Genomic DNA, 18,515 nt, shown 5'->3' with positions numbered 1-18,515 from the left:
GGCATGCGACGCGCGAACGGTCCCGGCTTCGAAGGAAGCCGGGACCGTTCGACCTGGTTATCGGAGGTGTTCTATCGCTCGGTCGAGCCTGCCTCGACGAGTTCCTCCTCTTCCGGCACGTCCTCCTTCTTGGCCAGCGCACTGGGCCACCACACCGGTCGGCCGATGTCGTAGACGAGCGCCGGGACCAGGAGCGTCCGGACGATCAGGGCATCGAGGAGGACGCCGAAGGCGACGATGAACGCGATCTGCGCCAAGAAGATCAGCGGAATGACCGCCAGGGCGGAGAACGTCGCGGCGAGGACCACGCCGGCGGACGTGATGACTCCGCCGGTCACGGTCAGTCCGCGGAGAACGCCTCGGCGCGTACCTATCTGGAGAGCCTCCTCGCGAACACGGGTCATCAGGAAGATGTTGTAGTCGATGCCCAGGGCCACCAGGAACACGAACGCGAACAACGGTACGACCGGATCGGCACCGGGGAACCCGAGGATGTGGTTGAACACGATCGACGAGATTCCCAGTGTCGCCGCGAAACTCAAGATGACGGTGGCCATCAGGAGGATCGGCGCGACGATCGCGCGGAGCAGTGCGCACAGGATGAGCAACACCACGATGCTGACAATCGGGATGATCAGATTCCGGTCGTGGATGGCGGTCGTCTTCGTGTCGAGGTCGACGGCTGTCGGTCCGCCGACGAGTGCCTCGGCGCCGTTCACATTCCCGACCGCGTCGCGAAGGCGCTCGATGGTCTCCTCGGCGGCCAGCGAATCCGCCGGGTCGGTCAGGGTTGCCTGTAGCGCGACCCGTCCGTCGACCGTCTTCGGTGCGCCACCTGGTTCGGTGACCGGGACGACCTCGGCGACGCCGTCGACGCCTGTCGCCGTGCTCTGAACCTGCTGGAGCGATGCGCCGTTGGCGATGATGACCGCGGGCGAACCATCTCCGGCGTCGAAGTGGGCGGAGAGAACCTCCTGGCCCTCCTGTGATTCCACCGGCAGAAGGAAGGTGTCGGACTGTGCGACCCCGTCGGCCTTGAACTGGGGGAGGAACAGCGCGAACAAGACGAGCAACAACGTCGTGGCGACCCAGAAGCGGCGGGGGTGTCGTCCGATGCGGTTGGCCAGGGCGCCCCAGAATCGATGGTTGCTGCCGTCCTCACGCTGTGCGGACTCCGGGTCGACGACGGGCCGCTTGGGCCAGAAGGCGGTGCGCCCCAACAGTGTCAGAGCGGCCGGCAGGAACGTCATCGACGCCAGGAAGGAGGCCGCGATACCGATGGCGGCAACCGGGCCGAGTCCACGGTTGGAGTTGAGATCCGAGAGCAAGAGGCACAGCACACCGGCGATCACCGTGCCGGCGGAGGCAGCGACCGGTTCGAGGGTCGCGCGCCACGCCGCCTTCATCGCGGCATATTTGTCGTCGGTCAGTCGTAGCTCCTCGCGATAGCGAGAGACCAGTAGGAGGGCGTAGTCGGTGGCTGCGCCGAACACCAGGATGAAAAGAATGCCCTGGCTCTGACCGTTGAGGGTGAGCACATCGTTCGATGCGAGCACGTAGACCAGGAGGCTCGCGAGCCCGAGCGCGAAGACGGCGGAGACGATCACGACGAACGGAAGGATCGGACTGCGATACACCACGATGAGGATGAGGATGACGACCGCGCCGGCAACCAGCAGCAGCAGTCCGTCGATGCCGCCGAACGCGGTGGTGAGGTCACCCGCGGTACCCGCCGGTCCGGTCACGTACACCGACAACCCCTGGGGCGGGCCGTTCGCGAGTTCGGTGCGCAGGGCCTCGACGCTTTCCGAGACCTCGCCCGAGGAGTCGACGGGCACGATCATCTGGATCGCCTGACCGTCCTGCGAGCGGATCGGCGGGGAGGTTCGTTCAGAGATCCCGTCGGTACCGGCGACGGTGGCCACCGCATCGGAGACGAATGCGAGGTCGGCGTCGGTGATACCGCTCGTTCGCTCGGCGACGACCACGGCGGGGATCTCCGAGGAGTCCACGAAATCGGCTTCGAGGCGGGAGACCTCGGTGGCCTCCGCGGACGCGGGCAGGAACGAGGTGTTGTCGTTCGCCTGCACGTCGCCGAGTTTTCCGGCGAAGGGTCCGCCGACAGAGCCCAGGGCCAGCCATCCGATGACCAACAGGGCTGGCAGAATCCATCGCAAGCGACTGACTCGTCGAGCAGGAGTGGGTGGGTTCACGGAGCTTCCGTTCGTTGGTTGCGGCTGACTCGGGACAGCACCATGATGTTCAGCAGGCTGAACAATTGCAAGTCTGTGGAGTGTGACGTAGAGAATCGGCAGGACGCGGTGAACAACGGGAACGACGGGATGGACGGCTGGCCGACGGGTCGGCTGCTGTCGGCGGCGGCGAGAATGGTCGAACACGCGTGGGAGGCGGTACTGCGGGAGTACGACATCTCCAGCGCCGGACTCGTCGTTCTGCATGTGGTGAGTACGGGGCCTGCCACTCAGCGGGAGATCGCCAGGAAGGCGCGGGTGACGGATCAGACGGCGAGCCGCACCATCGAACGACTCGAACGCATGGGTTATGTACGCAGGCAGGTCGACCCCGACGACGAGCGGCGTAAACACGTGAGCTCGACTCCGGCCGGGACCGAGGTCTATCACGCACTCCTCGAGCGAGAGCGAACCGATCCGGCGCTGATCGCGTCCATCGGTGAGTCGGAATCACAACTTCGTCGGTTGCTGCTCGAACTGATTCGAGCGCAACAGGATCGGACCGCAGGACCACCATGACGGGCGCGGCCGGACTCAGCCCGCGTCGCGTGCGGCTTCGAGGCCGGCCACGAGAGCGTCGACCTTCGCCCGGTTCTCCGCCGATGTCATCAGCCCGACGAACGGCGGACGCGAGAAGGTGAGGGTCACCTGGAGGAGTTGTTCCCGTTCGCCGCCGAACAACTTTTTCCGCCGATCGGTCTCCGTGACCTCGGCAGATACGAACGACGCCGCCGGCAACCGTGTCTTGGAGGTGCCGCCCCGGAGCTTCTCGAACCACTCCCCGTCGAGCACGACCGTTTCATTCGACAGACCATGGATCTCGAGCACGTGATACCCCTTGTCCCTGCGGATGTGTCGTGATCACGATATCCGCCGGGGACGTCGACGCCGGGGTTTGTGCGAGATCGAAATACCCTTGTCCATCGGGACCCGTGCCTACTACTGTGCCGGGCGTGCATTCACCGACCCGTGGACCGAGATCCCCCTTGATGACGTATGGCTGAGGTGAGGCTCCGACAGGCCGACGGCGCGGACACGGACCGACTGGTGGCCGTGTGGCGCTCTGCGGTCGAGGCAACGCACCACTTTCTGACTCCCGCTGACATCGACGGCTTTGCCAGTCGACTCGCGCGGGATTTCTTCCCCGCGGTGGAATTGGTCGTCGCTGAGGTCGGTGGAGTCATCGTCGGCTTCAGCGGGACAGCCGACAACCGGCTCGAGATGCTGTTCGTCGATTCTGCCGCCCACGGCCGGGGCATCGGCACGGTGCTGCTCGATCATGCGGTGGAACGCGTGGGCATCGACGAGCTCGACGTCAACGAGCAGAATCCGGGTGCCGTGGAATTCTATCGGCGCAGAGGTTTCGACCAGGTGGGGCGTTCGCCGGTCGACTCGGATGGCCGGCCGTTCCCGCTTCTACACCTGCGCCGCCGCGCGGTTCCATAGCGACACTGCGCGCTGTTTCCGATGTGTTCGACCATCTGGTCGAGACTGCGTCCGTCCGCGGGCACATGGGTCGCGAATCGGTCCTCGCTGAGCGCTGCGACGGGCCGGGCCGACGTTTGCCGCCGGGGTCAGGAGTCGTGTCGGCGGTCCTTCTTGGTCTGGCGGCGTGCGCCGGCCGCGATGGTCGACGCCTCGTACTTCTTGCGGCCTGGCGAGTCGCGGGTGTCGTCGGTACGGATTCGTCCCGACGAGGCGACCTTGCCCTTGCTGTCGTTCTTGTTCTTGCGGGGCTTGCCGCCGTCCGTGGATGGTTCCGGGTTCTCGGTCCGTGCGCGTGCCAATCGCTCGGCCTTCAGCTCGAGGGCCGCGTCGCGGGAAACCCGGGCCAATCGCCTACTCACCCGGCTCAGGGCGTCCTCGAACACCTCCGCTTTGGCGGCGTTCCGGACATTCGCTGCCTTGGCGCTCCCGCGCCCGCCTTTGGCCTTGACCTTCTCGGCCCCAGCTCGTCGGTACAAGGTGACGTGTTTGTTCCGAGCGCGCCGGATGCGGGAGTGGAGGTCGATCAAACCGTCCTCGTCGAGCCCGGCCATCTGCGACTTCTTGGTCTCCCGGACGAGGAGATATTCGCTCTCTGACAGAGAATTCAGAGTCTTTTTCATGCCGGTCCTCTTTCACCACATCGTCCGGTTGGTGCACCTGATGGTAGATGTCGGCGTCTGTTTCGAGCTCGGTTTCCGCCTGATTCTCGCGACACGAGGAGCGGTTCAGGTACCCGAGGCTGCCGGTGGCGCCCCCATCGGCCGGTCGTAGGCCTTCTCGACCTCTGGGCGGAGTCGGGCGTCCTCGGTCGCCTTGCGGGCTGCAGTGGTCCACATCTGGGTGACCATCGGCAGATAGTAGGTGGCCGGAGACCCGAGGATGTACGTGGCGTTGCCCTCGACGAAGGTCTTGTTGGCCGGATCGTGGAGTCCGATCATGCTGTAGTCGTTATGCACGGGACGGCCTTCGCCCTGTCCACCAACAGAATTCGACGCGCTGTGGTTTCGACGAGCGGCGTCGGTCATCAGATCGCGGTTGGGTGCGTCGGCCCAGTAGTCGTACTGCCTCGCAACGATCTTGACGGTGTATCGGGTGTTGTCGGGAAAGTTGTTTCCGCCATAGTCTGCTCGGCAGCCGCCTTGATTGGCGCATCCGTTGTATTTGGATTCGAGATCACCGGTGAGTACGAACATCACTGTGGCGGGGTCGATGTCGCTCGTGGGCCCATAGGTGCGCAGCCAATCGTCTTGAACCTGCGCACCCTGACTGTGACCCACTACGATCTTCCGGCCCGGGATCTCGTGCAGCATCTCGTTGAGCTTGTCCCGCCCGCGGTGGGTGTTCGTCGCGCCGGGGAAGTTGTTATAGGGCACCTTCACGACGCGATTCGGTGATGCGAACAACTCGCCGCGCAGCCAATTCATCGGCAGGGAACGGAATGCAGGGTCGAGCGTCAGGACGGTCGCGCCGCCCGGATCCGGGACTGCACCGGCGACCGGTGACCATTGTCCGATCCCGGCCGCCAGAATGAGCACTAGAATGGTCCGCAGATATCGCTTCGTCATCGATTCGCCGCCTCACGGTCTCGACACTGTCTATCACATGGATAAATGGCCGCAGGACGATCAGAAATAGGGACGGCGGTCCGTATGTGAACGAATCTCCGCTACGTGGAGCACCCGTGAACCGTTGACGACGGGCCGTCAGGTGAGCGATGCAATCGCCCTGTCGGCGGCCGTCGGTGCGAGATAGTCGATGACAGGCAGCAGCGTGCGTACAGCTGCCGGCGCCACCGAGGTCGGACGATGGGTGATCGCGCGGACGATCCACCGCCCGGCTTCCTCGACGGTGAGTGCCGGGGTGTTGTCGTAAGCGGCTGTGGGAGCGATCATCTCGGTTCGCACGAGGGGGAAGTAGACGTTCGTGGCCCGAATCTGTGGATGGGGATTCTCTGCGTTGAGGCTACGGCCGAAGATGGCCAGCGCACTCTTCGACGCGGCGTATGCAGAGAACCTGGGAAAGGTGTTCGCCATGATGCCCCACGTGCACACGTTGACGATATGTCCTGACCGACGGTCGACCATGTCCGGCAACAGGCCGAGCGACAGTTGAACGGGGGCGAGGTAGTTGAGACGCATGGTGCGCTGGTAGTCGTGGAGCCGGTCGGTGGAGTCGAGGATCGTCCGACGGATCGAATGGCCTGCGTTGTTGACCAGCACGTCGATCGGTTCACTGCGAAGTTCGTCGATCAACGCCGCGGTCGACACCTCGTCGGAGAGGTCGCAGAGTGTGTGGTCACAACCTGTCTCCTCGGACAGTTCGATCAGTTCCTGTCGGCGTCGTGCGACGGCTATCACGTGCGCGCCGCGGGCGGTGAGCTGCCGCACCGATTCCCGCCCGATCCCTGCCGATGCGCCGGTCACCACCACCGTCAGCCCCTGGACATCGCGCCCGTCACCGGCGATCGCCTCGGAAACCACGCGGGGTAGCAGGGTGCGGCGTTGTAGCGCCATCCCGACGCTCCTGCCGAGAACCGCTTGCAGCTCGGTGCCGATCCTGCTCATCGGATCTCCTTCTCTGTTCACGGTGCCGAGTCGACCATCGCGCACCCATGCCGACGACGTGACAGCGGCGTTGACTCTACGGTAATTTACTCTCAAGTCAACGAGGGTGCGGCAGCTCATCGTTACGTCACGGGAGGAGAAGTGATTGACGCTCGCGGGAACAAAAGGTGTGCCCCGTGCGGTGCGGGAGCAACAGATCATCGATGTCGCGACGGCGGAGTTCGCCGAACGCGGTTACGCAAACGCCTCCCTGGTCGACATAGCGGCGACGGCAGGTATCTCGAAGCCGTTGATCTACACCTACTTCGGGTCGCGCGATGGTCTGCACGCGGCGTGCGTTCAGCGGGCGGGGGAGCAACTCGTCGAGGCGGTGACCGCTGCGCAACAGGTGCAGGGGGCCCACCTGCGCGCTCTGGCGACATTGACAGCGATCGTCGAGGCGCTCGACGGCGGTACCGAGAAATGGCGGGTGCTCTACGATTTCACCCCGCCCAAGCCGAGTGCCGCACATGACCGAACGCGCCACTACCAGCAGGCGCTCAACGCCCTGGGTTCGCAAGGGGTGGCCGAGGTCCTGTCGGTGCGGGCTGGTCCGATGTCGTCAGAGACACATTCGCTGTTGCTCGCATGCTGGTTCAGCGTCGTGTCCGCGGTGATCGACTGGTGGACAGAGCATCATGACCTGACCGCCGCCGAGGTCACCCGTCACTGCCGGCAGTTGGTCGAGGCGATCCAGCACCCTCGCTGAAGTACTTCGGTCCCCGACACCTCACCGGCCATCAGCGAACTCGACGTCGTGCTGAATCTGACTCACCGTCAGTCACTCGCCGCCACTCGAGCTGCCGCCCGCTGAGTCGGAACCGCCGTCACCCGACCACCCGCCGTCGAAGCCGAACCAACTCGAGGACGAATCGGAACCCTGGACACTCCGGCGTTGGTGCGCCGGAGTCGGACGGGGACTCTCGGAATCCTCGAAATCTGGCCGGTCGGCAGCGCGCTGCGGATCCGGCCTGAATTCTCGGATCGCCGTGGGAAGCACAAGGGCGGACACGCAGAGTCCGGTGAGTACGACGACGATCAACCAGTCGGGTGCCCCGAGCAGGGCGACGATCATCGTGCTTCCGATCGCGACCAGAACGAGAATCGCACCAAGGGTTATGCGCGGCACCTTGTCCTCCTCACGGTGTAGCGCACCGAGTTGACGGGCGCTTCGATGTCGACAGGGTATGGGGTTTGACGATCGACACGCGCCGGGTCTCCACAGGCATGAGGCGACGTCGGCGGACCGAGGAGGACGATCACCGATCCCGCCGCGTCTTGCGGAGCGCTCGTCGAGTTGACGCGTTCGGGATCATGGAGTCATGGAAACCCAATACGAGGCCTGGCCCGCGCTACCGGTTGATTCGTGGAGCGACACCAGGGACACGGTGCAGTTGTGGACCCAGATCGTCGGTAAGACGCGTCTCGCTCTCGGTCCCGAGATCAATCACTGGTGGGGCGTACCGCTGTATGTCGACGGGCGTGGACTCACCACCTCGCTGATGGCCGTCGGAACTCGCGGGCTCGAGATCCGCTTCGATTTCGTGGACCACGAGTTGATCTTCCTGGTCACCGACGGAACCACTCGTCGGATGAAGCTCGAACCGCGGACGGTGGCCGACTTCTACGCCGAATACACCGGCCACCTGACCGACCTCGGTTTCGACATCGACATCGTCGGGACCCCCGTCGAACTGCCTGACGCCACCCCGTTCGCAGAGGACACAGTCCACTCGTCCTACGACCCGCAAGCCATGACGAGGTTCTGGTGGTCGCTCGTCAGCGCTCAGCGGGTGTTGTCGACGTTCCGTGGTGAGTTCAGAGGTAAGTCGTCGCCTGTGCATTTCTTCTGGGGCGCTTTCGATCTGGCGGTCACTCGTTTTTCGGGGCGGAGCGCGCCGCAGCATCCCGGCGGGGTTCCGAACTGTCCCGACTGGGTCATGCACGAGGCCTACAGCGACGAGGTGTCGAGCGCGGGATACTGGCCGGGAGGCGCCGAAGAAGGTGCCTTTTACGCCTACGCGTATCCGCATCCCGAGGGATACGACACCCACCCTGCGGTGGAGGCCCCGGCGCACTGGGATGCCGCGCTGGGGGAGTACGTCCTGCCGTATCACCTCGTTCGCCAAGCGCCGGATCCGGACGCCGTGGTGCTGAAATTCCTTCGCCAAACCCACCAGGCGGCGGCCGAGACCGCCGGCTGGGAGTGAGCGCGACCGGTCCCGGAGTTGCTCGGACCTCGGCGTCGTCGACCGAGTCCTGACGGCGCCCGGTTACTCGCCCAACAATGCGTCCAGCGTCTCGAACGCCGCGCGCCATCCGGCGGCGGCGTACTCGTACTGCTCGTCCGTGAGGTTCCCGCCCGTCTGACCGAATCGGACCTCGGTGCCGGCGTCGACGGCGAGAAAGTCGGCGGTGAGGCGTTCACGCGCGTCCCCGGGTTCGTCGGTCATCGTCAGGACGAGCCTGGTCGGTCGATGAACCTCGATGTACTCGCCGCGCCAGTGGAATTCGGGCATGTCGTCGCTGACGATCATCGTTGCCGTCCAGGTGCCTCCGGGGCGGGCGTCGAGCGTGACCGAGTCGACGGGCACCTCGTTCGCTCCGCCTCCGAACCAGGTCGCAAAGGGCTCAGGTGTCGTCCACGCGTCGAAGACGGCGTCGGGTGAAGCGGCGAAAGTGTAGGTGAGGGTAGCCCCGGTGGTGTCGGTCATCGTGAACCTTCCTTCTGGTCGTCGACGTCCGCGGACATCGGTGCCTCGGTGCGGACGACATTGTCCGCACCGAGGCAGACCCTCGGGATGGTCAGAACTCATCGGCACTTGCAGCCGCGGAGGTGCGCAAGCGGTCACACCGAGACCGTTGCAGGCCGTAGCTGTCGGGTCCGCGTCTCAGTGCTGAGCCATGGATGGCTCGGGTGCCTGTGGAACAGTGCCCGAGCCAGTCGTGTTCGCGGGTGTCGCTCGACCGCGTAGACGATCGAGCACAGGCTGCACAGCCAGCTTTCCGGGCCCGATCACGACCAGGATCAGGAGCGCCCAGCAGAAGAGCGCCGAGGACTCGCCGTCGTTTTGAACCGGCAGCAGGCCATCGCCCTGGTGCTTCCAGAAATATGCGACTGCCATGCTTCCCGCGCTGACGAAGGCGGCAACCCGGGTTCCCACGCCGATCATGATCAGCAAACCGCCGACCACTTGGATCGCGGCGGCCCACCAGGATGGCCAAGCGCCGAATTCCGCAGTCGCGCCACCGTACGGTTCGATCGGCCACGCCCACAGCGTTGTCGTCCCATGACAGAAGAAAAGGAAACCGATGACCATGCGATAGACGCCGATCAACCACGGACCGGCGCTCTCAGTTAAGGCAAGCATTGCCTAACTATTGCACGGTCGTGCCGCTTTACGATCTTGGTAGCGACTCACATCACAGAGGCTGCAGTCGTGGTCCGCCGGGATGATGCCGGGCGAATCGTCGATTCACCGGGGAGGTCGCTCCGACGGAGGGAGTGATGGACAATCGACTCGCTGACGATCGAACTGGAAGTGATTGCCGTGAACGACAACAAGCGCAACCGAGGCGCAGCGCCGACGATGAGTCCGTCGGCGGTACCGATCGGGGAAGCACTCGACCGGGCGGTTGGTCCGCGTCGAGGTGAGGCCGACGAACTGCTCTCGTTGTTGTCGGAGGTCACCGGGAGGGAGCCCGTGGTGTGGGCCGGCCGGATGGTCGGCTTCGGCGAATACGAGTACCGGTACGCCAGCGGACACTGCGGCCGGGCACCCGAACTCGCCTTCGCAACAGGGCCCAAGAATCACACCATCTACCTGGTGAGCGATTTCGCGACCCGGTGGCCAGATCTCGTCGAGACGCTCGGAAAGAATCGTGTAGGAAAGTCGTGCCTGCATCTGACCCGCCTCGACGACGTGGATCGTGCGGTGTTGCGAACGCTTCTCGAGCGATCTCTGGCGGAGACGCGTGCAACCCACGAAGGTTGAGGCGTACACCGACTTGCGGGTGAGCAGATGACACGGACCCGAAATAGGTTCGTCGATACCTTTCGTCGGCTTCGTGCTGACGAACGGGTTCACGATCTGGCTGCTGTGGCGGATCTGGGCAAGGGGCCGCACGGTTTTCGCGGGCGGATGACGTGGTGGTCGAACGTCGGTGCGCCGAAGTCGAACTCGTGTCGAACGAAGCTCGTCGGTGATCAGTGGCCGGGGCGATGGCCTTTTTCGATGGTCATGCGAGGCCAAGGCGGTTGCCGCAGGACCGCGGCCGATCCCAGTGCTGCTGCGACGAGGCCGGTGATCACCCCGATGAGGGCTACCTGGCCGCCGTCGACTGCCGGGGTCCAGGTCGTCGCGCCATCGGTCACCGTATAGGCGCCGATCGCAACCGGTCGACCGCGGAACCCGCTGCGCGACACGGGGATCATCGTGGTGCGCTCATCGATCGATATCGGGTCGCCGAAGAATGTGCCGCGGCCGCCCGCGGGCTCGCTGATCGACATCGGTTCTCCTCGCGTTCGGTGAAGGTGATCTGGACGGGATCAGTATCGGTCGGCCGGGACCCACGGTGGGCGTGATCTGGTCGGCATGGGACACATGGGCACAGAATCGCAGCATCTCGACGCCACCACGGCGGACGTTTCCGGATCGATCGTCGGCTCCTGAGAGTTGCCGATACACTCACCGCCAACCGGCGCCTGATCCGCGGCCGCCGAACGACGACGATCGTGGAGGCTGGCGGATGGCGCAAGCCGGTGAGCACAAGGCGTGGGTCAAGGGTCTGGCGATCGTTGTCGGTCTGTTGATTCTGTACGTCGCCGTTCTGGCGGTCTATGCCGCCGGCGATTCCGGCGATGATTCGGACACACGGAAACCCGCGGCGAACGGGGTACTCGTGTACGTCGACGTCGACGCCGTGAACGGTGGCGCCTTCGAAATCGGCGGTCACATCACGGTCTATGCCGGGGACGATCTGCTCGATGCGCGTGGTGACCTCGACGAGGATGTGACGATCGACGTCTCACCGCTGACCTCGTCGACCGAACTCAAGTTCTCTGCGGGTACGCGGCCGGGCACCCTCCCGGTGACGATGTACAGCGATGGTGACATCCGACTGTGGCCATTCGACAGCTACGTGTCGGATTCGGTCACCGTCCAGGCGTACGGCCCGGGTGACGTGGAATTGCCGACGGAGGTCGCTGTCACCGACTCACTGATCGGCTGGCACGTCGGAGCGGCCGACAGCGACTACGCCGGTGGGCAGGCGTTCACGATCACGTCGTCGAGGACGGCCGGATCCCTGACGTTCGATCTCGCGTTGTGCGTGATGCTGGTCGTCTTACCGATCTGCACTCTCTTCGTCTCCATTCAAACCGTGCGGCGTCGCAAGGCATTTCAACCCCCGATGGTCACCTGGTTCGCGGTGATGCTGTTCGCCGTGCTCCCGCTGCGCAACATCTTTCCCGGATCGCCTCCGTTCGGGTCGTGGGTCGACTACTCGGTGGTGCTCTGGGTCCTCGGCGGTCTCGTCGCATCGCTCGCGCTGTATGTCATCGCATGGTGGAAGCAGGCTCCGTGAGCAGGAACCACCCGAATCATCGGGCCGATGTCGATCCGGATTCCGGCGGCTCGGGCTAGCTGTACTGATCCGCCAGGTTGGGTACGCGGTCGGCGGGTGAGTTGCCCCTGAGTGCGGTGTGGCCGCGTTCGTGATTGTAGATGCGCAGGAACTCGTCAAAGGCGGCCACGCGTTCGGACTCGCTGCTGTAGGGGCGGGCGTAGGCCCACTCCTCTTGCAGTGTGCGGTTGAATCGTTCGACCTTGCCGTTGGTTTGCGGCCGGTACGGTCGCGTCCATTTGTGTTTGATCCCGTTGCCTGCCAACAACTCCCGAAACATTCTCGACCGGTAACACGACCCGTTGTCGGTCATCACCCGTACCGTGGGAACACCGATCGAGGCGAAGTGAGCCACCGCCCGCGCCATGAACGCGGTCGCGGTTTCCTTCTTCTCATCAGCCAGGATCTCCGAATAGGCGTACCGGGAGTGATCATCGACGGCGTGGTGCAGGTAGGCGTATCCCAGGTTGGGACGGCCATGCACGGTGCGCGGACGCGAAGCATCGCGATGAGCACTGGAGTTGCGGGTGCCCTGGGCGCGGCCGTGTACGCGATGCCCACCACCGTCGGGGATGCGGCCCAGCTTCTTGATGTCGACGTGGATCAAGTCCCCGGCAGCGTCGCGTTCATACCGGCGAACCTCACGTCGTCGTGCACGCACCGGCGCTCCGGTGGCCGGGTCGGTCCACGACAACCGCACACACTGGTAGCGGGTGAGGATGCGGTGCACCGTGGACACGTTCAACCCCAGGTGGAACCCGATCCGGGCTGGTCCCCAGCGACGCGACACGCGTAACCCGACCACCCGGCGTTCCCGGCGGCGACTGGTGCGATGCGGACACGACCGCGGCCGGCTCGATCGGTCCACCATCCCTGCCGGCCCCAGGTTGCGGTAGCGGTCGGCCCACCGCTTGGCCGTCGTGACCGAAACGTTGAAACGGTCAGCCGCACGCCGTAGCGGCCACCCGTCCTCGACAACACACCGAGCCAGACGCAGCCGACCAGTTGGGGACAACGGTGAATTACGGTGAGACATGAAGACCTCCGGGATGAGGAGCGGTTCCTAGACAGCTCCACACCTCACTCGGAGGTCTTCCCTATGTCACGCAGGCTCGCCGAACCCCGTACCTAACGTCCCGGGTCAGTACAGCTAGCCCCTGGTAGGTCCTGCACCGACGGGAGGCTGGCCGCCGCCGGGACCGCCCGAACCCATTCCGGTGGCGGCCTGCTGGGTGACGCTGCCGGCGTAGTCGCCAATCGGGTCACGGTAGATCGTGTGGACGTGTCCCCAGCCCGACGTCGTGACACCGTCGACATCGGCGCCGGCCGAACCTTGCTGCGCGGCGAACTCGATGTATACATCGGGGCCGGAGATCTGGAAGTAGATTCCGTCACCCTGGGTCATGTCGTAGGTGGTGGCTCCGGACCAATTGACGTAGGTCTCGTCGAGAGATGCCGCGATCTGTTGAACCTCGGTGCCGTCGCCAGCGGTGTACACCGCGGGTTGGATCCCCAGATGTGTCGGGGCGAAGATGATTTCGTCGATCGAACCGTCGAGGGTGGCGTTGATGCCGAGGTGGTGCCCGCCGAACTGAATCTCCCAGGCACTCGAGTCAGTGCCCGCCGAACTGAATCTTTCAAGCACTCGAGTCAGATGGGTCGCCGAAGAAGGCGATGTAGTACTGCCCGAGGGAGTCCTCTGTCGAACTGCTCTTCTCGTGAAGGTACTCGTCGCCACCCATGATTCCGGTGACTGTGGCGTACCCCTCGTCGCTGAGCAGTGCATCGAGAACTCTCAGTGCGGCGGTCCGCTGTTCGCTCAGATCGGCGAGATTCACGCCCGCGCGGTCGACGAGGGTGACCGGAAAGTTCGACCATGACGTCGTCTTGGTTTCGTCGTCGTAGTCGTAGGTGACCTGCTCACGCTGTTCGTCGGTCAGGGTGGTCAGGAACGCCTGAGCCGCTTGAACGGACGACGTGATCGTCGCAGCGGTCGCGGCCGCGTCCTGGGTGGTGGCCGCAGACGACGCAGATGTCGATGTCGCGGTCGACGGCTGTCACATTCCCGATGCCGTCGGTGTCTTGGGGGTGAGAGCACTTCGAACATCGACGAAAGGCAGGATCATGAACACCACCGGCATCACACGGATCGACGACGAGCGGGTCGACCCGCAACGGCCACGCGTGGTCGTCCTCGGCGCGGGCTACGCCGGCGCGATGGCGGCCAACAGGCTTCGGCGCAACCCCTCCGTTGCCGTCACGATCGTGAACCCGCAACCGTTCTTCGTGCAGCGCATCCGGCTTCACCAGTTCGCCTCGGGAACAGGTGATCCCCAGGTCGGACTCGACGACATGCTGGCCGACGACATTCGCGTTGTCGTCGACACCGCCACGCTCATCGACACCGGCGGGCGTCGGGTTCATCTGGCGTCGGGCGCACACCTCGACTACGACTACCTGATCTACGCGATCGGGAGCCGGCACCGCACCCCGGACATCGCAGGAGCAGCGGAACATGCTCTGTTCATCGCCGATTGGGCGAGTGCACAACGCATCCGGGAACGCGTCGGGGGTCTGGGGGCGCACGAGACGGTCACTGTCATCGGTGGGGGGCTCACCGGGATCGAAGTCGCAGCAGAACTCGCCGAGAGCGGACACGACGTCCGGCTGGTGGGCGGCGGAGGGATCGCGACCTCGGTGGGCGGCCGGGCCCGGCGCGCCACGGAGAAGCAGCTGCACCGACTCGGTGTCGATGTCGTGGATCAGGGACGCGCGGTCGAGATAGGGGAGCGGACCGTCACTGTCGACCTCAACGGCGAACACACCGTACTTCCGAGCGCGGCAACGATTCTCGCCACCGGCTTCGAGGCTCCGGAACTCGCAGCCGCCAGCGGCCTGGCGACCGACGAGATCGGCCGTCTCCGCGCCGGCGTAACGCTGGGCAGCATCGACGACGATCGGGTGGTCGGCGCCGGTGATGCGGTTGCGGTCGAGGGGATCTCGTTGCGGATGAGCTGCCAGGCCGCCGAGCCGCTGGGCGCTCAGGCCGCCGACGCGGTGCTTGCGAGGATCGCCGGTGAGCAGCCGAACCTCGTCGACCAGGGCTTCGTCGCGCAGTGCGCCAGCATCGGCCGACACGCGGCCACTCTGCAGTTCACGCGCCGTGACGATGCACCGACGCGTGCCGTGGTGACAGGTCGCCTCGCGGCCTTGACCAAGGAGTTGGTCTGCCGCCAGACCGTGGCGAACATCCGGCGTGAGGCCGCGCGACCCGGTAGGTTCAGCTGGTTCAGCGGCGCGAAGGCAACAGCCGTCGAGCCTGAACCGGCAGGGCGATGACCAGCGAACGGACGGAGAAGGGGGTGTCCATGGCACACGGCGAATCCGACCGTCGCGCAGCTCGGTTCGCCGACCTCCGGCCGCTGCTGTTCACCGTCGCGTACGAGATCGTCGGGTCCGCGGCCGACGCGGACGACGTCCTGCAGGAGAGCTACCTGAGGTGGGCGGAGGTCGATGACGCCGATGTTGTCGATCCGAAGGCCTACCTCGCGAAGATCGTCACACGCCAGGCGCTCAATGCGCTGCGGTCTCGCTCGCGGCGTCGTGAGGAGTACGTCGGCCCGTGGCTTCCGGAGCCGATCCTGCTCGACGATCGTGACCTCGCCGACGACGTCGTACTCGCCGAGTCGGTGTCCACGGCGATGCTGGTGGTGCTGGAGTCGCTGAGTCCCGACGAGCGTGCGGTGTTCGTGCTGCGCGAGGTCTTCGGCTTCTCCTACACCGAGATCGGGTCGATGGTCTCGAAACCTCCGGCCACGGTGCGCCAGATCGCGCACCGCGCCCGGTCGCATGTCGAGTCACGGCGGCCCCGTTTCGACCCGGTCGACGCGCAACGGGCCAGAGCGGTTGTCGAGGAGTTCCTCGACGCCGCGCAGTCGGGTCAGATCGAGTCGCTCATCGCGCTGCTCTCACCCGACGTCGTGTTCACCGCCGACAGCGACGGAAAGGCCACGGCGGTGAAGCGGCCCATCCAGGGCTCGTTGCCGGTGGCACGCCTGCTCGCCGGCTTCGCACGGTTGGGGACGACGATCGACGACTATCGTGCCGAGGTGGCCCTGCTCAATCACGAACCGGGCATGATCGTGTACTTCGACGGAAAACTGCAGGGCGTCTTCACGTTCCACATTGTCGACGGCGTGATCGAACAGATCTACGCAATGCGCAATCCGGACAAGCTCGCTGGGGTCGAGGAGCCGCGAACCATCGCACGGTGAGGTCTGGCCGGGTCATGTCCATTCCCACCTGCACGGTTCGACAAAGCTGGACCACGGTGGGCTCGACTGCTGTATCCACCGATGGTGTGCTGTCGCGGGATCAGGTCCATGGGTGCCGGGCCGGGATCCTTCTGCGACGATGGGTCGATGATGCGAAACGCGTTCGGCCACGGTATTCCGGATCAACCGGGATGGGTGGGAATGCCACGAGCCGATGAGCGGACCTGGGAGTGCCTCTCCGAGGGGTCGGACGTTCGGTGACTCACACCCCGCTGCGGTCGGCGCTGAGAGTTCGAGCTGGGTTGCGGCGTGGCATGCCCACCACCGACTTGCGAACGAACCTGCCCCCGGAGGCGGTGTGGGCCACGATCACCGATGTGCAGGCCTGGCCGTCATGGGGGCCCACGGTCGTCGGCGCACGTGTGGATGGTGACGTCGAGTTGGCGTCGGGGACACGCGGCACGATCACGACCATCGCGGGGGTGCCCCTGCCCTTTGAGATCACCGAGTTCGTCGATGGACGGTCGTGGGCCTGGAAGGTGGCCGGCGTGAACGCGACACGGCACGAGGTGATCCCGGTGGCGGGTGGCTGCGTTCTCAGCTTAGGCGCGCCGGCCTGGGCGGTGGCCTACCTGCCGGTACTGGCAATCGCATTGCCGCGGATCGAACGAATCGCTTCAGGACTGGGGGACTGACGTTTCCGGTCGGTGATCACTGCTCTTCCCGGCACTGTTGGTCGCCGCGCTCTGACCACGCGCAGACGAGGCGGGTTCGTCGACCCGATAGTGTTAGTATCATAAGCACCATCAGTAACTTGAGTAACTCGAGCACCATGATCCGGAGCTATCGAATGCCTATGTCGTACGGCCGCAGCCCTCGCCGACGCCTCGGCATCCGAACCGTGGTGGCCGCGGTGGCCACCGCCGTCGCCCTCGTCGGCGGACTCGCCCAGGCCGGCGGGGCTCATGCAGCGGACGGGTACCCGTACGTGAATCTCGGTGACAGCTACAGCGCGGGCGCAGCAGTGTTCCCTCAGGCGACGCGGGCGGCAACCTTCTGTTCGAACTCGCTGGTCAACTACTCCAGCCTGGTCGCCAAGCGACGCGGGACCCCGGTCACCGACGTCAGTTGCGCGGGTGCGACGACCGAGCACCTGACCCAATCGCAATACCGATGGCAGGGACCGCAGATCAACGCGGTGGGACCGGCCACCCGTTTGGTCACTCTGACGATCGGCGCGAACAACAACGGTCTGTTCAACGACTCGACCTCGGCCTGCCAGCAGGCCTGGATGTCCGCGCCGTTGTCGGCCGCCCCGTGCCGCGATGAGTTCGGTACCTCGTTGGTGGACAAGATCAATTCCTCGACCTACCCCGCCCTGGTGAACGCTTTGCGTGACATCGACCGCGCCGCGCCGCGCGCCCGCGTCATGCTCGTCGGGTATCCGCAGATCTTCCCGGCCGCCGGGAGTGTGCTCTGCTCAGCGTCGCTGCTCACGGCACCCGGAGACACCGCATATCTGCACCGGGCCTTTGCGGCCCTCAACGACGCCATGCGCCGAGCCGCCGCGACCACTCACGCGACCTTTGTCGACATGACCAAGGTCTCCGCCGGTCACGATGCCTGCGCGGGCGATCGGCGATGGGTGGAGCCGACGTTGGGAGCCGTCAGCTTCCCGGCGATGCACGCCAACGTTCGTGGCCAGCAGGCGATGGCCGATCAGGTCGTGGCCGCGCTGCGCTGAGGACCTGACCGCTGCGAGTCAAGGCGATCATCGCTGCCTTCAATACCGACCGATCTGCGGTGGACGCTGCTCACCGACCAGCCCGCACCGGATGATCGCCAACTGCGTCACCTCTACCAACGTATCGGCACCCTGATCAACGCCAACCTGCGATACACCTACGGCCAGTAGTGCCAGCCGGGCCAGTTGTCGATGTCTGACAGCGCGTCGGCGTAGGAGCGGTAGTCACGGCAGGGGATATTCATCCGAGACCCAACCGGTAGGGGAGACACAACACCCGAGTAACCGGCCCAGATCGCGGAATTGCACTTCTCGGAGCTGTCGGTCGCCCAGGGGCCTTGAGAGATTGTGACGCGATCGGTTCGCCGCTGCGGCTCACGCCGGCTGGTGCCGACGACTCATCCTCAGATCGCTGCAAGGGCTGCGATTACCGAGTTGTCATTTGCCACGGCTATGGGACCGCCGTGTTGCCATGAGGATGGGACCACCGTGGCGCGTTATTGAGGATGCTCGTCGTGGTGTCGGCCGT

22 protein-coding genes are annotated in these 18,515 nt (G+C 65.1%); 10 read left to right on the top strand and 12 right to left on the bottom strand.

The genetic code is table 11. The features are described 5' to 3' along the window. Window positions 1–71 precede the first annotated feature (71 nt). Complete coding sequence (locus ABIC25_RS21100; protein WP_435529117.1) at window positions 72–2,213, bottom strand: MMPL family transporter; 2,142 nt, start codon at window positions 2,211–2,213, stop codon at window positions 72–74. 42 nt (window positions 2,214–2,255) lie between these two features. On the opposite strand from ABIC25_RS21100, the gene ABIC25_RS21095 reads away from it, so the two are divergent. Next, on the top strand, window positions 2,256–2,771 hold the full coding sequence (locus tag ABIC25_RS21095) for a MarR family winged helix-turn-helix transcriptional regulator (protein ID WP_239399045.1): 516 nt from the start codon (window positions 2,256–2,258) through the stop codon (window positions 2,769–2,771). Between the two features lie 15 nt (window positions 2,772–2,786). Here the strand turns inward: ABIC25_RS21095 and ABIC25_RS21090 are convergent, their stop codons facing one another. Next, a complete protein-coding gene (locus tag ABIC25_RS21090; RefSeq protein ID WP_101822705.1) occupies window positions 2,787–3,080 on the bottom strand; it encodes a hypothetical protein in 294 nt (97 codons plus the stop codon). A 168-nt stretch (window positions 3,081–3,248) separates the two neighbouring features. Between ABIC25_RS21090 and ABIC25_RS21085 the strand changes: the two genes are divergently transcribed. Continuing rightward, window positions 3,249–3,698 carry a GNAT family N-acetyltransferase gene (locus ABIC25_RS21085; RefSeq protein WP_239399042.1) on the top strand — a complete coding sequence of 150 codons (450 nt, stop codon included), beginning with the start codon at window positions 3,249–3,251 and terminating at the stop codon, window positions 3,696–3,698. Window positions 3,699–3,826: 128 nt separating this feature from the next. Here the strand turns inward: ABIC25_RS21085 and ABIC25_RS21080 are convergent, their stop codons facing one another. From ABIC25_RS21080 to ABIC25_RS21070, 3 genes are all read right to left on the bottom strand, one after another. Beyond that, window positions 3,827–4,360 carry a hypothetical protein gene (locus tag ABIC25_RS21080; RefSeq protein ID WP_354563017.1) on the bottom strand — a complete coding sequence of 178 codons (534 nt, stop codon included), beginning with the start codon at window positions 4,358–4,360 and terminating at the stop codon, window positions 3,827–3,829. A 105-nt stretch (window positions 4,361–4,465) separates the two neighbouring features. Continuing rightward, window positions 4,466–5,305 carry a PE-PPE domain-containing protein gene (locus ABIC25_RS21075; protein ID WP_354563016.1) on the bottom strand — a complete coding sequence of 280 codons (840 nt, stop codon included), beginning with the start codon at window positions 5,303–5,305 and terminating at the stop codon, window positions 4,466–4,468. Window positions 5,306–5,443: 138 nt separating this feature from the next. Then, entirely contained in the window at window positions 5,444–6,304 is an 861-nt protein-coding gene (locus ABIC25_RS21070; protein WP_354563014.1) for an SDR family NAD(P)-dependent oxidoreductase, read from the bottom strand. Between the two features lie 181 nt (window positions 6,305–6,485). On the opposite strand from ABIC25_RS21070, the gene ABIC25_RS21065 reads away from it, so the two are divergent. Continuing rightward, window positions 6,486–7,052 (top strand): TetR/AcrR family transcriptional regulator, encoded by a 567-nt coding sequence (locus ABIC25_RS21065; protein WP_354563012.1) that lies wholly within the window; start codon window positions 6,486–6,488, stop codon window positions 7,050–7,052. A gap of 72 nt (window positions 7,053–7,124) precedes the next feature. Here ABIC25_RS21065 and ABIC25_RS21060 read toward each other — a convergent pair whose 3' ends face one another. Further along, window positions 7,125–7,472, bottom strand: a complete 348-nt coding sequence (locus ABIC25_RS21060; protein ID WP_143708041.1) for a hypothetical protein — start codon at window positions 7,470–7,472, stop codon at window positions 7,125–7,127. 193 nt (window positions 7,473–7,665) lie between these two features. Between ABIC25_RS21060 and ABIC25_RS21055 the strand changes: the two genes are divergently transcribed. Further along, window positions 7,666–8,553, top strand: a complete 888-nt coding sequence (locus tag ABIC25_RS21055; RefSeq protein ID WP_354563011.1) for a DUF5996 family protein — start codon at window positions 7,666–7,668, stop codon at window positions 8,551–8,553. 63 nt (window positions 8,554–8,616) lie between these two features. Here the strand turns inward: ABIC25_RS21055 and ABIC25_RS21050 are convergent, their stop codons facing one another. Both ABIC25_RS21050 and ABIC25_RS21045 read right to left on the bottom strand, forming a co-directional pair. Further along, complete coding sequence (locus ABIC25_RS21050) at window positions 8,617–9,057, bottom strand: SRPBCC family protein (RefSeq protein WP_354563010.1); 441 nt, start codon at window positions 9,055–9,057, stop codon at window positions 8,617–8,619. Between the two features lie 177 nt (window positions 9,058–9,234). Continuing rightward, entirely contained in the window at window positions 9,235–9,714 is a 480-nt protein-coding gene (locus ABIC25_RS21045; RefSeq protein ID WP_354563008.1) for a DoxX family protein, read from the bottom strand. Between the two features lie 180 nt (window positions 9,715–9,894). Here ABIC25_RS21045 and ABIC25_RS21040 point away from each other — a divergent pair, with 180 nt between their 5' ends. Next, on the top strand, window positions 9,895–10,338 hold the full coding sequence (locus ABIC25_RS21040) for a DUF1801 domain-containing protein (RefSeq protein ID WP_354563006.1): 444 nt from the start codon (window positions 9,895–9,897) through the stop codon (window positions 10,336–10,338). A gap of 212 nt (window positions 10,339–10,550) precedes the next feature. Here the strand turns inward: ABIC25_RS21040 and ABIC25_RS21035 are convergent, their stop codons facing one another. Beyond that, window positions 10,551–10,853, bottom strand: coding sequence for a hypothetical protein (locus ABIC25_RS21035; RefSeq protein WP_354563005.1), 303 nt, complete (start codon window positions 10,851–10,853; stop codon window positions 10,551–10,553). Window positions 10,854–11,092: 239 nt separating this feature from the next. On the opposite strand from ABIC25_RS21035, the gene ABIC25_RS21030 reads away from it, so the two are divergent. Continuing rightward, complete coding sequence (locus ABIC25_RS21030; protein ID WP_004018654.1) at window positions 11,093–11,929, top strand: DUF4436 family protein; 837 nt, start codon at window positions 11,093–11,095, stop codon at window positions 11,927–11,929. A gap of 55 nt (window positions 11,930–11,984) precedes the next feature. On the opposite strand, the gene ABIC25_RS21025 is transcribed toward ABIC25_RS21030, so the two are convergent. The 3 genes from ABIC25_RS21025 to ABIC25_RS24975 form a co-directional block, all read right to left on the bottom strand. Further along, complete coding sequence (locus ABIC25_RS21025; protein ID WP_354563004.1) at window positions 11,985–13,004, bottom strand: IS481 family transposase; 1,020 nt, start codon at window positions 13,002–13,004, stop codon at window positions 11,985–11,987. Window positions 13,005–13,118: 114 nt separating this feature from the next. Then, complete coding sequence (locus ABIC25_RS24980; protein WP_435529118.1) at window positions 13,119–13,613, bottom strand: DUF3500 domain-containing protein; 495 nt, start codon at window positions 13,611–13,613, stop codon at window positions 13,119–13,121. Next, entirely contained in the window at window positions 13,606–13,908 is a 303-nt protein-coding gene (locus ABIC25_RS24975; RefSeq protein ID WP_502916476.1) for a DUF3500 domain-containing protein, read from the bottom strand. The genes ABIC25_RS24980 and ABIC25_RS24975 overlap by 8 nt, the downstream gene beginning before the upstream one ends. A gap of 184 nt (window positions 13,909–14,092) precedes the next feature. Between ABIC25_RS24975 and ABIC25_RS21015 the strand changes: the two genes are divergently transcribed. The 4 genes from ABIC25_RS21015 (at window position 14,093) to ABIC25_RS21000 (ending at window position 17,986) form a co-directional block, all read left to right on the top strand. Further along, window positions 14,093–15,307, top strand: coding sequence for an NAD(P)/FAD-dependent oxidoreductase (locus ABIC25_RS21015; protein WP_354563002.1), 1,215 nt, complete (start codon window positions 14,093–14,095; stop codon window positions 15,305–15,307). Window positions 15,308–15,336: 29 nt separating this feature from the next. Beyond that, entirely contained in the window at window positions 15,337–16,242 is a 906-nt protein-coding gene (locus tag ABIC25_RS21010) for an RNA polymerase sigma-70 factor (protein ID WP_354563001.1), read from the top strand. Between the two features lie 314 nt (window positions 16,243–16,556). Further along, window positions 16,557–16,937 (top strand): SRPBCC family protein, encoded by a 381-nt coding sequence (locus ABIC25_RS21005; RefSeq protein ID WP_354562999.1) that lies wholly within the window; start codon window positions 16,557–16,559, stop codon window positions 16,935–16,937. A 155-nt stretch (window positions 16,938–17,092) separates the two neighbouring features. Continuing rightward, window positions 17,093–17,986, top strand: a complete 894-nt coding sequence (locus tag ABIC25_RS21000; RefSeq protein ID WP_354562998.1) for an SGNH/GDSL hydrolase family protein — start codon at window positions 17,093–17,095, stop codon at window positions 17,984–17,986. The last annotated feature ends 529 nt before the right edge of the window (window positions 17,987–18,515 follow it).

This window comes from Gordonia sp. PvP123, assembly GCF_040547295.1.
Taxonomy (GTDB): Bacteria; Actinomycetota; Actinomycetes; order Mycobacteriales; family Mycobacteriaceae; genus Gordonia; species Gordonia terrae.
This window is presented reverse-complemented; position numbering and strand designations above follow the sequence as displayed.